General features: G+C 73.5%; 10 protein-coding genes. 5 read left to right on the forward strand and 5 right to left on the reverse strand.

Features of this window, described 5'->3' with window-relative positions; all coding sequences use genetic code 11:
• The first annotated feature begins 9 nt into the window (after window positions 1-9).
• The 5 genes from ACZ3UD_RS20855 to ACZ3UD_RS20875 all read left to right on the forward strand — a co-directional run bounded on the left by ACZ3UD_RS20855 (window position 10) and on the right by ACZ3UD_RS20875 (window position 8,540).
• Window positions 10-2,019, forward strand: a complete 2,010-nt coding sequence (locus ACZ3UD_RS20855) for an acetyl/propionyl/methylcrotonyl-CoA carboxylase subunit alpha (protein WP_465589485.1) — start codon at window positions 10-12, stop codon at window positions 2,017-2,019.
• Window positions 2,020-2,032: 13 nt separating this feature from the next.
• The gene (locus ACZ3UD_RS20860) at window positions 2,033-3,205 is read left to right on the forward strand and encodes an acyl-CoA dehydrogenase family protein (protein WP_465589488.1); all 1,173 of its coding nucleotides are present in this window, start codon (window positions 2,033-2,035) and stop codon (window positions 3,203-3,205) included.
• A gap of 400 nt (window positions 3,206-3,605) precedes the next feature.
• Entirely contained in the window at window positions 3,606-5,207 is a 1,602-nt protein-coding gene (locus ACZ3UD_RS20865) for a 4-coumarate--CoA ligase family protein (RefSeq protein ID WP_465589491.1), read from the forward strand.
• A gap of 101 nt (window positions 5,208-5,308) precedes the next feature.
• Window positions 5,309-5,929: a TetR/AcrR family transcriptional regulator gene (locus ACZ3UD_RS20870; RefSeq protein WP_465589494.1), complete on the forward strand. Its 621-nt coding sequence runs from the start codon at window positions 5,309-5,311 to the stop codon at window positions 5,927-5,929.
• Window positions 5,930-6,074: 145 nt separating this feature from the next.
• The gene (locus tag ACZ3UD_RS20875; protein WP_465589497.1) at window positions 6,075-8,540 is read left to right on the forward strand and encodes a SpoIIE family protein phosphatase; all 2,466 of its coding nucleotides are present in this window, start codon (window positions 6,075-6,077) and stop codon (window positions 8,538-8,540) included.
• A gap of 86 nt (window positions 8,541-8,626) precedes the next feature.
• Here ACZ3UD_RS20875 and ACZ3UD_RS20880 read toward each other — a convergent pair whose 3' ends face one another.
• From ACZ3UD_RS20880 to ACZ3UD_RS20900, 5 genes are all read right to left on the reverse strand, one after another.
• On the reverse strand, window positions 8,627-10,201 hold the full coding sequence (locus tag ACZ3UD_RS20880; RefSeq protein WP_465589499.1) for an MFS transporter: 1,575 nt from the start codon (window positions 10,199-10,201) through the stop codon (window positions 8,627-8,629).
• Window positions 10,198-10,824: a TetR/AcrR family transcriptional regulator gene (locus tag ACZ3UD_RS20885; RefSeq protein ID WP_465589502.1), complete on the reverse strand. Its 627-nt coding sequence runs from the start codon at window positions 10,822-10,824 to the stop codon at window positions 10,198-10,200. The genes ACZ3UD_RS20880 and ACZ3UD_RS20885 overlap by 4 nt, the downstream gene beginning before the upstream one ends.
• A gap of 150 nt (window positions 10,825-10,974) precedes the next feature.
• Window positions 10,975-11,367 (reverse strand): cell division protein SepF, encoded by a 393-nt coding sequence (locus ACZ3UD_RS20890; protein ID WP_465589504.1) that lies wholly within the window; start codon window positions 11,365-11,367, stop codon window positions 10,975-10,977.
• 269 nt (window positions 11,368-11,636) lie between these two features.
• The gene (locus ACZ3UD_RS20895; protein ID WP_465589507.1) at window positions 11,637-12,152 is read right to left on the reverse strand and encodes a DinB family protein; all 516 of its coding nucleotides are present in this window, start codon (window positions 12,150-12,152) and stop codon (window positions 11,637-11,639) included.
• 60 nt (window positions 12,153-12,212) lie between these two features.
• Window positions 12,213-12,944, reverse strand: coding sequence for a TVP38/TMEM64 family protein (locus ACZ3UD_RS20900; protein ID WP_465589510.1), 732 nt, complete (start codon window positions 12,942-12,944; stop codon window positions 12,213-12,215).
• Between the last annotated feature and the right edge of the window lie 97 nt (window positions 12,945-13,041).

Here is a 13,041-nt window from a genome sequence, read left to right on the forward strand (position 1 = left end):
CTACCGACGATGACTTCCAAGACTCCGATCACCAACTTGCTGGTCGCCAATCGAGGCGAGATCGCGCGCCGGGTGTTCCGCACCTGCCGGGAGCTCGGCATCGCGACCACCGCCGTGCACTCCGACCCGGACGCCGCCGCCCCGCACGTGCGGGAGGCCGACGCCGCCGTCCGGCTGCCCGGCGCCGCGCCCGCCGACACCTACCTGCGCGGCGAGCTGATCGTGCGCGCCGCGCTGGCCGCCGGGGCCGACGCCGTCCACCCCGGGTACGGATTCCTGTCCGAGAGCGCCGAGTTCGCGCGGGCCGTGCTGGACGCGGGCCTGGTCTGGGTCGGCCCGCCGCCGGCCGCGATCGCCGCGATGGGCTCGAAGACCGCCGCCAAGCGGCTGATGGCCGAGGCCGGGGTGCCCGTCCTGGGGGCTCTGGCCGAGCCGACCGAGGCCGACCTGCCGGTGCTGGTCAAGGCCGCGGCGGGCGGCGGCGGCCGCGGCATGCGGGTGGTCCGTCGACTGGCGGACCTGCCCGCCGAGTTGGCGGCGGCCCGGGCCGAGGCGGCCAAGGCCTTCGGCTCGGACGAGGTGTTCTGCGAGCGCTACCTGCCCACCGGGCGGCACGTCGAGGTCCAGCTGCTGGCCGACGCGCACGGCACGGTCTGGGCGGTCGGCGACCGCGACTGCTCGCTCCAGCGGCGGCACCAGAAGGTGGTCGAGGAGGCCCCGGCCCCCGGTCTCCCGGCGGACGTCCGGGCCGAGTTGCACGGGGCGGCGGTGAACGCCGCCCGGGCGATCGGCTACGTCGGCGCCGGGACGGCCGAGTTCCTGCTCGCCGAGGACGGCCGGTGCTACTTCCTGGAGATGAACACCCGCCTCCAGGTCGAGCACCCGGTCACCGAGGCGGTCACCGGGCTGGACCTGGTGGCGCTCCAACTCGCCGTCGCCGAGGGGGAGGAGCTCCCCGGGCCCACCCCGCCGCCGACCACCGGCCACGCGATCGAGGCCCGGCTGTACGCCGAGGACCCGGCCAAGGACTGGCAGCCCGCCACCGGCACCCTGCACCTTCTCGAACTCGCCCACGACCACCAGGAGTTCACCGGAGCCGGAGCCGGAGCCGGAGCCGGAGCCGGAGTCGGGACCGGGACCGGGATCGCCGCCGGCTCCGGCCTGCGCCTGGACTCCGGCGTCGAGTCCGGCAGCGAGATCACCCCGCACTACGACGCGATGCTCGCCAAAGTGATCGTCTGGGCGCCGACCCGCGCCGCCGCCGCCCGCAAGCTGGCCGACGCGCTCGCCCGCGCGAGGATCCACGGCCCGTCCACCAACCGGGAGCTGCTGGTCCGAGCGCTGCGGCATCCGGCCTTCCTCGCCGAACGCCTGCACACCGGCTTCCTCACCGAACACGCGGCCGAGCTCACCGCCCCGGACACCAAGGGCGTCGGCCGCGCCGCGCTGGCCGCCGCCCTCGCCGACGCCGCCGCCCGTGCCGGCGCCCTCCCCTCCGGCTGGCGTAACCTGCCCTCCCAGTCGCAGGTCAAGCGCTACCGGGCCGCCGACGGCACGGAGTCGGAGGTCCGCTACCGCCACACCCGGGCCGGCCTGCTGGCCGAGGACCACCCGGACGTGGAACTCGTCGAGGCCACCGCCGAGTGCGTCGTGCTGCGCGAGGGCGAGGTCCGACGCCCGTACCGCGTCGCCCGCTACGGCGACGGGGCGCAGCAGGTGTACGTCGACACCCCGACCGGCAGCACCGCGCTCACCGCCCTGCCGCGCTTCCCCGACCCGACCGCCCAGACCGACCCCGGCGCCCTGCTGGCCCCGATGCCCGGCACCGTGCTCCGCACCACCGCCGCCGTCGGGGACGCCGTCACCGCCGGGCAACCGCTGCTCGTGCTGGAGGCGATGAAGATGGAGCACCGCGTCACCGCCCCCGCCGACGGCATCCTCGTCGAACTCCTCGCCACCCCCGGCCGGCAGGTCGAACTCGGCACCCTGCTGGCCGTCGTCCAGACCACCGAAGCCTGAGGAAGGACCCCGTATGTCCGCCATCGGCAGTCAGCTCCTCGAAACCCCCGAACGCAAGGCCCTGCGCCAGGCCGTCGGCGACCTCGGCCGCCGCTACGGCTCCGCCTACTACCTCGCCAAGGCCCGGGCCGGCGAGCCCGCCGAGGAACTGTGGGCGGAGGCCGGCAAGGCCGGCTACCTGGGCGTCAACCTGCCCGCCGAGTACGGCGGCGGAGGCGGCGGCATCACCGACCTCGCCATCGTCCTGGAGGAACTCGGCACCGCCGGCTGCCCGCTGCTGCTGCTGATCGTCTCCCCGGCGATCTGCGGCACGGTGATAGCCCGCTACGGCACCGAGGAGCAGAAGCGGCGCTGGCTGCCCGGACTGGCCGACGGCAGTCGCAAGATGGCCTTCGGCATCACCGAGCCGGACGCCGGCTCCAACTCGCACCGGATCTCCACCGTCGCCCGCCGGGACGGCGAGGACTGGCTGCTGACCGGCCGCAAGGTGTTCGTCTCCGGCATCGACCACTCGGACGCCGTGCTGTTCGTCGCCCGTACCGAGGACGCACGCACCGGCAAGCTCAAGCCGTGCCTGTTCGTCGTCCCGCGGGACACCCCCGGCTTCGAGTACCGGGCGATCCCGATGGAGCTCGTTGCCCCGGAGAAGCAGTTCCAGGTCTTCCTGGACGACGTCCGGCTGCCCGCCGACGCCCTGGTCGGTGACGAGAACGCCGGCCTGCTCCAGCTGTTCGCGGGCCTCAACCCGGAGCGGATCCTCACCGCCGCCTTCTCGCTCGGCCTGGCCCGCCAGGCCCTCGGCAAGGCGGTCGAGTACGCGAGGACCCGGACCGTCTGGTCCACCCCGATCGGCGCCCACCAGGGTCTGGCCCACCCGCTGGCCCAGTGCGCGGTGGAGATCGAGCTGGCCCGGCTGATGACCCAGAAGGCCGGGCTGCTCTACGACGCGGGGGAGGACCTGGCCGCCGGGGAGGCCGCCAACATGGCCAAGTACGCCGCCGGGGAGGCCGCCGCCCGTACCGTCGACCAGGCGGTGCAGACCCTCGGGGGCAACGGCCTCACCCAGGAGTACGGGCTGGGCGCGCTGCTCGCGGCCACCCGGGTCGGCCGGGTCGCGCCGGTCAGCCGGGAGATGGTGCTCAACTACGTGGCCCAGCACACCCTGGGCCTGCCCAAGTCGTACTGACCGTCCTGAGGCGCCGCCGCCCCGGCCCGGGGCACCGCACGGCGCTCAGGCGGGCGAACACCACGGTGTTGGACTCGGGTGCGAGGGTGAACCGGACGGCGAGGGCGAGCGGGAGGGGGAGGGCGAAAGGCGACGGCGAGGGCGGCGGCGAGGAGGTGGCGCAGGAGACCTCGAAAACTTCTGCGTCGCCGTGCCGTTCTCGCCCGAGAACGTCCATTCGAGCGTGTAGTGCCCGTCCGGAAGGGCGCCCCCGGTAGCAACTTTGCCACGCGCGCTCCACCCCCGGTTCCTCACAATGGACCAGCGACTCCCCTGACTGTCCGTATGCTCCTGAGCGCGCCCCGTACCGACGCCGTCACCGGTTTTGTTGCTGCATCAACTTCCTTGCTGGAGGCTCACCTTGGTGTTCCGAAGTGAATTCCCGGACGTCCCCGTGATCGACCTGCCGATCCACGACGCGGTGCTCGGCTCCGCCGCCGAGTACGGCGAGCGGCCGGCCCTGATCGACGGCCTCACCGGGGAGCAGGTCAGCTACGCGCGGCTCGCCGCCTCGGTCGAACGGGTCGCCGCCGGACTGGCCGGAGCAGGGGTGCGCAAGGGCGACGTGGTGGCCCTGTTCAGTCCCAACTCGATCGTCTATCCGATGGCCTACTACGGCGCCACCCGGGCCGGCGCCACCGTCACCACGGTGTCCTCGCTGTCCACCCCCGTCGAACTGGCCGGACAGCTCCGCGACAGCGGCGCCCGCTGGCTGATCACCGTCTCCCCGTTCCTGTCGACCGCCCGTTCGGCCGCCGAACAGCTCGCCGCCGACGGCCGCCCGCTGACCGAGATCATCGTGCTGGACGGCGCCGACGGCCACCGCTCGCTCGCCGACCTGCTCGCCGCCACCGGCCCCGCCCCCGAGACCGCGATCGACCCGGGCGAGGACATCGCCGTGCTGCCCTACTCCAGCGGCACCACCGGCCTGCCCAAGGGCGTGATGCTCACCCACCGCTCGATCGCCACCAACCTCGCCCAGACCGACGCCCTCTACCGCCCCGCCGTGGGCGAACGGGTGCTCGCCGTGCTGCCGTTCTTCCACATCTACGGCCTGGCGGCCCTGCTCAACCAGCCGCTGCGGTGCGGCGCCACCGTGGTCGTCCTGCCCCGCTTCGACCTGGAGCAGTTCTGCCGCGCGATCGAACAGCACCGGGTACAGGCCCTGGTGGTGGCCCCGCCGATCGCCCTCGCCCTGGCCAAACACCCGGTGGTGGACGGCTTCGACCTCTCCTCCGTCGAGTACCTGCTGTGCGCGGCCGCCCCGCTGGACCAGGCCCTCGCCGAGGCCTGCGCCCGGCGCCTGGGCCTGCCGCACCTGCTCCAGGGCTACGGCATGACCGAGCTGTCCCCGGTCACCCACGTGGTCTCCCCGACCGACCACGACCCCTCACCCGGCTCGGTCGGCCGGATGGTCCCCTCCACCGAACTGCGGGTCACCGCCCTGGACGGCAGCGGCCGGGACCTCGGCGCCGGCGAGCGCGGCGAGCTGTGGATCCGCGGCCCCCAGGTGATGAAGGGCTACTTCGGCCGCCCCTCCGACACCGCCGCCGTGATCGACGCCGAGGGCTGGCTGCACACCGGCGACATCGGCTGCGTGGACGAGCGCGGCTACCTGCACATCGTCGACCGGGTCAAGGAGCTGATCAAGTACAAGGGGTACCAGGTCGCCCCCGCCGAGCTGGAGGCCGTGCTGCTCGGCCACCCGCAGATCACCGACGCCGCCGTGATCGGCGTCCCGGACGCCGACGGCACCGAGTGCCCCAAGGCCTTCGTGGTCCGCGCCCCCGGCAGTGCCCTGACCGCCGAGGAGGTCACCGGCTACGTGGCCGGGCAGGTCGCCCCGTACAAGAAGGTCCGCGCGGTGGAGTTCGTCGACGCCGTCCCCAAGTCCGCAGCCGGCAAGATCCTCCGCCGCGAACTGCGCGCCCGCGAGGCCGCACGGACCGAGGCGGCGAGCTGAACGGGGGCCCTGACCGGCGAAGACCGCGGCTCGTCTGTGAGGATCGACCCGCCGCGCCCCGACCGGAACAGACCCCATCGATACAGGAACTGCCGCCCGCCATGACCAGCCACCCCGCCGTCCGCACCCCCCAGCAGGACCGCAGCCGCGCGACCCGGGCCCGGCTGCTCGCGGCCGCCGTGGACTGCCTGGCCGAGCTCGGCTGGCAGGGCTCCACCGTCGCCGTGGTCGCCGAGCGGGCCGGCGTCTCCCGGGGCGCAGCCCAGCACCACTTCCCGACCCGGGAGGACCTCTTCACCGCGGCCGTCGAGTACGTCACCGCCGAGCGGCTGGCAGCCGTCCGCGCCCACGCGGACGACCTGCCGGCCGCCGGCCCCGACCGCACCCGGGCCGTGGTCGACATGATCGTCCGCCTCTACACCGGCCCGGACTTCCGCGCCGCCCTGCACCTGTGGACCGCCGCCGCCACCGAGGAGGCCCTGCGCGAGCGGATCGTCGCCCTGGAGGGCCGGGTCGGCCGGGAGGCCCACCGGGCCGCCGTGGAGTTCCTCGGAGCCGACGAGACGCGCCCGGGCGTGCGCGAATCGGTACAGGCCACCCTCGACCTCGCCCGCGGACTGGGCCTGGCCAACCTGCTGACCGACGACAGTGTTCGACGTTCCGGAGTGATCCGGCAGTGGGCGGGCCTTCTGGAGAGTACGCTGCGCCCGGTACGCCCATGACGCCCGTACAACCGGAGCGGCCGGACACCCCTCACCAAGGGGTCGCCGGGCGGCCGATGTCCGTGCAGTCTGGAGAAGAACCACGGCCGGCACGGACCGCGAGGCCCACCCGGCCGGGCACGAGCAGAACCGGGGTGCTGCCTGAATGCACGGACACGAGTGGGACGCGACCGACGCCGCCGGCCTCGCACCGGGCGGCGCCTCCGCGCGCCCGGAGGGCCATCGCCTGGTCCCGCTCGCGACGGCCCTGCTCCAGAGCGACGGCCTGATCCTGCACTGGAGCGATGATGCCGAGGCCCTGCTCGGCTACACCGCCGAGGAGGCCGTCGGCAGCTACGCCGCCCAGCTGCTCACCGACGACACCGACCGCCCCGAGGTGCTCGGCATCTTCCAGCGGATCATGGCGGGCACCGGTACCTCCTTCGTCTTCCGGGTCCGCCACCGCGACGGCCACCGGGTCGAACTGGAGTTCCGCACCTACCCGATCGCCGGCCCGAACGGCACCCTGCTGCTGCTCGCCACCGCCTCCGACACCCGCGCCCTCCACGCCGTCGAGGCCGACCTGGCCGTGCTGGACGGCATCTTCGGCCGCTCACCGATCGGCATGGCCGTCTACGACACCGACCTGCGCTTCGTCCGGATCAACGCGGCCCTCGCCAAGATGAACGGTGTTCCGGTCGCCGCCCACCTCGGCCGCCGGATATCCGCGGTGCTGCCCGGGATCAACACCGCCGAGATCGAGCAGATCATGAGACAGGTGCTCAAGACCGGCAAGCCCGTGGTGGACGCCCGCTCGCACGGCCGCGTCCCCGGCGACCCCAAGCGGGACCGCGCCTGGTCCGCCTCCTACTTCCGGCTGGAGGACTCCACCGGCAAGGTCTTCGGCGTCGCCTCCTCGATCATCGACGTCACCGAGCGCTTCCAGGCCGAGGCCCGCGCCTCCCGCGCCCAGGAACGGCTCGCCACCATCGCCGAGGCCACCGCCCGGATCGGCACCACCCTCGACCTCAAGCGCACCGCAGAGGAACTGATCGAGGCCGTCGTCCCCCGGTTCGCCGACTTCGCCACCGTCGACCTGCTGGAACCCGTCCTGCGCGGCGCCGAGCCCACCGCGATCCCCTCCGACCGGCCCGTCACCCTGCGCGCCGTCGCCGTCGGGGAGAGCTACGAGTCCGGCCTCGCGCACGCTGTGGATGTCGTCGGCGAGACCTCCGAGTACGCCCCCGACCGCAGTTACACCCAGTGCCTGCGCAGCGGGCGGCCGCTGCTGCGCGCCCACGTGGACGAGGAGGTGCTGCGCGGACTGGTGTCCAGCGAGGACCGGGTCGCCCCCGGAATGGCGGCCGGCATCCACTCGTACCTGATGGTGCCGATCACCGCCCGGGGCATGGTGCTCGGCGGCTCCGAGTTCATCCGGATGCGCAACCCCGAGCCGTTCACCGACGCCGACGTCGCGCTCGCCGAGGAACTGGTCGCCCGCACCGCGCTGGCACTCGACAACGCCCGGCTCTACCGGCGCGAGCGGGAGACCGCCCTCACCCTGCAGCGCAGCCTGCTGCCGCAGGAGATCCACCGCACCCTCGGCCTGGAGATCGCCTACCGCTACCTGCCCAGCAGCGTGGTCAGCGAGGTCGGCGGCGACTGGTTCGACGTGGTGCCGCTGTCCTGCGGCCGGGTCGCGCTGGTTGTCGGCGACGTGATGGGCCACGGCATCCGGGCCGCCGCCACCATGGGCCAGCTGCGCACCGTCGCCCGCACCCTGGCCACCCTGGACATGCCGCCCGAGCAGGTCCTCACCCGGCTGGACGAGACCGCCTCGGGCATCGGCGAGAGCCAGTTCGCCACCTGCATATGCGCGGTCTACGACCCGCTGGAGCGCACCGTCCAGGTCGCCTCGGCCGGGCACCTGCCGCCGGTGTGGGTCGACACCGACGGCACCGCCCGCACGATCGAGGTGCCGCCCGGCGTGCCGCTGGGCGTCGGCGGGGTCGCCTTCGAGTCGATCGAGTTCAGCCTCCCCGAGGGCGGCATGCTCGCCCTCTACACCGACGGCCTGGTCGAGCGGCGCGGCCAGGACCTGGACGACGGCATCGACCTGCTCGCCCGCACCCTGTCCCGGACCGGCCGGACGCTGGAGGAGAGCAGCGACGCCGTCCTCGGCGCGCTGGTCACCGACGGCACCGAGGACGACATCGCGATGATCATGGCGCGGGCGCTGCCGGTGGCCGCCGACCGGATCGCCACCCTCCCGCTCACCGGCGGCGGAACGCTGCCCGGCAGGGCCCGCCGCTTCACCCGCGCCACCCTGGAGGGCTGGGGCCTGGGCGCGCTGTCCGACTACGCCGAACTCATGGTCAGCGAGCTGGTCACGAACGCCCTGCTGCACGCCGAGGCACCGCGCCGACTGCGGCTGTTCCGCGACCGGGTGCTGACCGTCGAGGTCTCCGACGCCGGCGGCCAGACCCCGCAGCTGCGCCCCTTCGCCGAGCAGGACGAGGGCGGGCGCGGGATGTTCCTGGTCAGCGAACTGGCCCAGCGCTGGGGCAGCCGGCTCACCCGGGACGGCAAGGTGGTCTGGGCCGAGCTGGAGCTGCCCTTCGGGGCGTCCTGAGGCGTGTCCGCAGGCCCTCGGGAACGGGCGTTCCGAAGGCGAGAACGACCGTTCCCGGATGGAAACGGCCGTTCTCGTTCGCGTTCCTACGCGTCGATCTTCTGCGGCTCGGCGACCTCGGCCGGCTCGGCCGGCTCGGCAGCCGTCGGGGCGGACAGCCCGCGCAGCAGTCGCCAGGCCAGGACGGCCGCGCCCACCAGCAGCACCCCGGCGACCAGCCCGGCGCTGTTCATGCCGTGCACGAAGGCGTCCTTGGCGCTCGCCAGCAGCGGCTCGGCCACCTCGGCCGGCAGCCCGTGCGCCGCCTCCACGGCCGAACCGAGCGACTCACCGGCCTCGGCCGCCGTCTCCGCGGAGGCCCCGGCCGGTACGGACAGCCCGTTCGCGTAGATCGAGCCGACCACCGAACCGACCAGCGCGATGCCGAGCGCGGTGCCCAGCTCGTACGCCGTCTCGGAGGCCGCCGAGGCGGCCCCGGCCTTGTCGGCGGGCGCGGCGCTCAGCACCAGGTCGGCGCCGAGCGTGTAGACCACGCCCTCGGCCGTGCCGGTCAGCAGGAACGAGACGGCCAGCAGCAGGTAGGTGGTGTCCTGCTGCAGCCAGCCCAGCACGCCCGCGGCCAGACCCATGGCGAGCAGACTGGCCGCCAGTGCCTTGCGGACGCCGAAGCGCCGGGCGATCCGGGCGGTCAGCAGACCGCCGACCACCGAGCCGGCGAAGGCCGGCAGCTCCGCCAGGCCCGCCTGGAGCGGTCCGTAGCCGCGGACCAGCTGGAGGTACTGCGAGACCACGAAGATCACGCCGCTCAGGCCCACCAGGGAGATCAACGAGGCGGTGACGGCGGCGGTGAACCGCCGGTCGCGGAACAGCCGGACGTCCAGCAGCGGGGTCTCCAGCCGCAGCTGGCGGCGGACGAAGCCGGTCAGCGCGGCGGCGCCCAGGAGGAAGGTGACCGGGACGTCCCAGCGGGCGAGGCCGTGCGCGGCGCCCTCCTTGACCGCGTACACCACGCCGATCACACCGGCCATCGACAGCGCGACGCTCAGCACGTCCCAGCGGCCCGGCTTCGGGTCCCTGGACTCCGGCAGCAGCCAGGCGCCGGACATCAGCAGCAGGAGCAGGACCGGGATGTTCAGCAGGAACACCGAACCCCACCAGAAGTGCTCCAGCAGCACCCCGCCGACCACCGGCCCGAGCGCGGCGCCGGCGGTGGCGGCCGCGCCCCAGATGCCGATCGCGGTGGCCCGCTCCCGGTCGTCCGGGAACAGGCTGCGGATCAGCGACAGGGTGGAGGGCATGATCGTCGCCCCGGCGACGCCGAGCAGCGCGCGGGCCAGGATCAGCCAGCCCGGGCTCGGCGCGTAGGCGGCCAGCAGCGAGGCGGCGCCGAAGGCGGTGGCGCCGGACAGCAGCAGCTTCTTGCGGCCGATCCGGTCGCTCAGCGCGCCCATGCTGACCAGCAGGCCGGCCAGCACGAAGGAGTAGGAGTCGCCGATCCAGAGCAGCTGGGTGCCGCTGGGGCGCAGCGTCTCGCTGATGGACGGGATGGCGAGGGACAGCACGGTCGCGTCCAGGGCGACCACGGTGACGGCCAGCACCAGGACGGCGAGGCCGGTCCAGCGCTGGCGGGCGGTCAGAAGGGCGGGAGCTGTAGAGCTCATGGGATATCGGTTTCCGGTTTCCGGTCCGAGGTGCTGTGGGTCGGGCCCATGGGGATGGGAGCTGCGGGGGCGGGGGTGCCCGGCCGGCGCAGCGCACCGCCGAGGAACAGTTCGGCGAGGGAGAAGGCGGCCTCGCGCGGGGCGAGCCGGCCGTCCTGGATGGCCCAGCCGATGCCGGCGACGAGGTCGAAGAAGGCCTCGCTCAGCCAGGCGGCGCTCAGTTCGATCCGGAAGACGCCCTGCTGCTGTCCGCGCAGGAAGAGCGCGTGCAGCCGGGCGATCTGGACCTCCCAGAGGTCGTTGATGTCGTCGTGGTCGTAGAGCTGGTTCTCGCCGGCCAGGAAGGCGCAGAGCATGGCGTCGGGGACGGAGGCGTCCACCAGGCGGCGCAGCGCGGCCTCGGCGCCGCCCTCCTCGGTCGCGGCGGTGTCCAGGGCGGCGGCGAAGCGCTCCAGGCCGAGTCGGCCGACCTCGCGGATCAGCACCTCGCGCCCCGGGAACAGCCGGTGCAGGGTGGCGCGGCTGATGCCCGCCGCTCGGGCGATCTCGTCCATGTGGGCGGTGGGGCGGCGGGAGAGCACGCCGACGGCGGCTTCGAGGACGGTGTCGCGGTCGGTGGCCATGCATCGAGTCTAGACGATTTGAGACACCAATGTCTCAAAATTAGTTCCGTCGTCTCATATGATCCACGCCACCCCGGCCCCGGGCAGCAAAAACCGGGGACGGCGGGTATGCCGTCCCCGGTCGGGGCGCTGGGTGGCCGTACGGCCGGCTCAGCTCTGGTTGTAGAACCCGGTCTCGTCGAGCGGGCGGTCGATCACCATGACCTCGACGTCCGCCGGGGTGAGCAGGAAGACCCGGCGGGCGATCCGCTCGATGCCGCCCCGGGTGCCGAAGACCAGACCGGAGGCGAAGTCGACCATGCGCTTGGCCTCCGCCTCCTCCATCTCGGTGAGGTCCATGACCACCGGGGTGCTCGCCCGGATGTGCTCGCCGACCGTGCGCGCCGCCTCGAAGCCCGTCGGCCGCAGGGAGACGATCTTCGCGGGCGCGGGGACGGCGGGAACCGTCTCCTGATCCACCCACTCGTCGTCGTACACAGCGGCTGGGTAGTTCCCCGAGGGCATCAGCCACCCGTTGTGGTGCTCGTCGCGAAGTGCTCCCATGCCGCGCCTCCCTGCCTCGTCCCGTCCTGGTCCCCCGGGGGCGCGTGTCCTTCTTGACACGTCATCCACTCGTCGGAACTGTCCGAGTATCGCACTGTTCACCGGTCCCGTGCCCGCTCGCGACCCCCGTACGAGTCGTGCCGCGCCGGAAACCCGGGCGGACCGGGCAAAGGAAGCGACGCGGCGCAGCTCCGTACGGTTGCGCGCGTAGACCATATCGGTAGCGGTCACGGCTTAATTGACCTTCTGTCAACAATGCGGAAACGATTTCATTCGCCGGTGGAGCCGTCCACCAGTTCGCGCAGAAGATCCGCGTGGCCGTTGTGTCGCGCGTACTCCTCGATCATGTGGACGAGGATCCAGCGGAGCGTCACTTCCCGGTCGTGGCGCAGCCGCTTGCCGACGGTGTCCAGCGGCAGGCCGGCCGAGGCCTCGCGGGCGGCCGCGATCTCGGCGCGCCAGACGGCGAAGTCGGCGGCGACGTCGGCGGTGTCGACGTTGTCGAAGTCGCCGTCCGGGTCCTGCTCGGTCCAGTAGTGGCCGGTGGCGACCTCCTCGCCGCGCAGGACGCCCTGGAACCAGTGCCGCTCCACCTCGGCCATGTGCCGCACGAGGCCGAGCAGGGACAGCGTGGACGGCGGGACGGAGCGCAGTCGCAGCTGGTCGTCGGTCAGGCCCTCGCACTTGAGGGCGAGGGTGCTGCGGTGGTAGTCGAGCCAGGAGGTGAGCATGGCGGCCTCGTCGGCGGCCATCGGCGGGTCCACCCGCGGGTTGAGTTCGGTCATGCCGGCCATCGTGGCCCCGGCGGCGCGGCGGCGCGACCGATTTGTCAGCCGGCCCCTGGGTCAACCGGTTCTCAGTGCCCGGCGGCGGGCCGCGGCCGCGCGCCAGAGGCCGACCAGGCTGCCGATCACCAGCAGGGCGATCACCCCGGCGGAGACCAGGAACGCCGCCGAGCCCGGCTGGTCCGCGCTGGCGGCGGCGGTGACGTAGACGGCGGTGGTGGGCACCACGCCGATCGCGGTGGCGAGGAGGAAGGGGAGGAAACGGACCCCGGAGAAGGCCGCGCCGTAGTTGCCGGCCTGGAACGGCAGGCCGGGCAGCAGCCGCAGCACCAGGACGCTGCGGAAGCCCTGCTCGGTGAAGCGCTGGTCGAGGGCGCCCAGCACCTTGCCGCGCAGGTAGGGCTTCAGCGCCTCCCGGCCGAGGCCGCGGCCCAGGGCGAAGGCCATCGCCGCGCCCAGGGTGGTGCCGAGCACGGCGAGCAGCACGCCCTGCTGGATGCCCAGCAGCAGTCCGGCGACGGCGTTCAGCGCGGGGCGCGGGACGAAGGCGAGCGTGCCGACCGCGTAGACGAGGGTGAACAGCGGTGCGAACCAGTAGCCGGGCATGCGGTCCGCCAGGCCGCCGGAGAGCAGGTCCGTCGGGCTCCACAGCAGCAGCGACCCGGCGCACGCCCCTAGCAGCAGCACCAGCAGACCGAACCGCCACCAGGCCGAACGGGCCGAACGGGCCGGATGCTCGGGACCGGGCTCGGTGACGCTCGGCAGGGGGGAGGTCGTCAGGGCTTCGGACACGGCCCGAGCCTAACCGGTGCCCCGGCCCGGCCGGTCTGTCGGGCAGGGCCGGTCCGCCGGTCCGCCGGTTCGCCCGGGTGAGGGTCGACGCCGGTGA

The sequence above is a fragment of the Kitasatospora sp. NPDC023118 genome, assembly GCF_055560875.1.

Excerpts from the sequence above, each read along its gene's own strand:
- ACZ3UD_RS20855 (WP_465589485.1), top strand. The coding sequence starts at position 10 with ATGACTTCCAAGACTCCGATCACCAACTTGCTGGTCGCCAATCGAGGC.
- ACZ3UD_RS20860 (WP_465589488.1), top strand. The coding sequence starts at position 2,033 with ATGTCCGCCATCGGCAGTCAGCTCCTCGAAACCCCCGAACGCAAGGCC.
- ACZ3UD_RS20870 (WP_465589494.1), top strand. The coding sequence starts at position 5,309 with ATGACCAGCCACCCCGCCGTCCGCACCCCCCAGCAGGACCGCAGCCGC.
- ACZ3UD_RS20875 (WP_465589497.1), top strand. The coding sequence starts at position 6,075 with ATGCACGGACACGAGTGGGACGCGACCGACGCCGCCGGCCTCGCACCG.
- ACZ3UD_RS20880 (WP_465589499.1), bottom strand. The coding sequence starts at position 10,201 with ATGAGCTCTACAGCTCCCGCCCTTCTGACCGCCCGCCAGCGCTGGACC.
- ACZ3UD_RS20885 (WP_465589502.1), bottom strand. The coding sequence starts at position 10,824 with ATGGCCACCGACCGCGACACCGTCCTCGAAGCCGCCGTCGGCGTGCTC.
- ACZ3UD_RS20890 (WP_465589504.1), bottom strand. The coding sequence starts at position 11,367 with ATGGGAGCACTTCGCGACGAGCACCACAACGGGTGGCTGATGCCCTCG.
- ACZ3UD_RS20895 (WP_465589507.1), bottom strand. The coding sequence starts at position 12,152 with ATGACCGAACTCAACCCGCGGGTGGACCCGCCGATGGCCGCCGACGAG.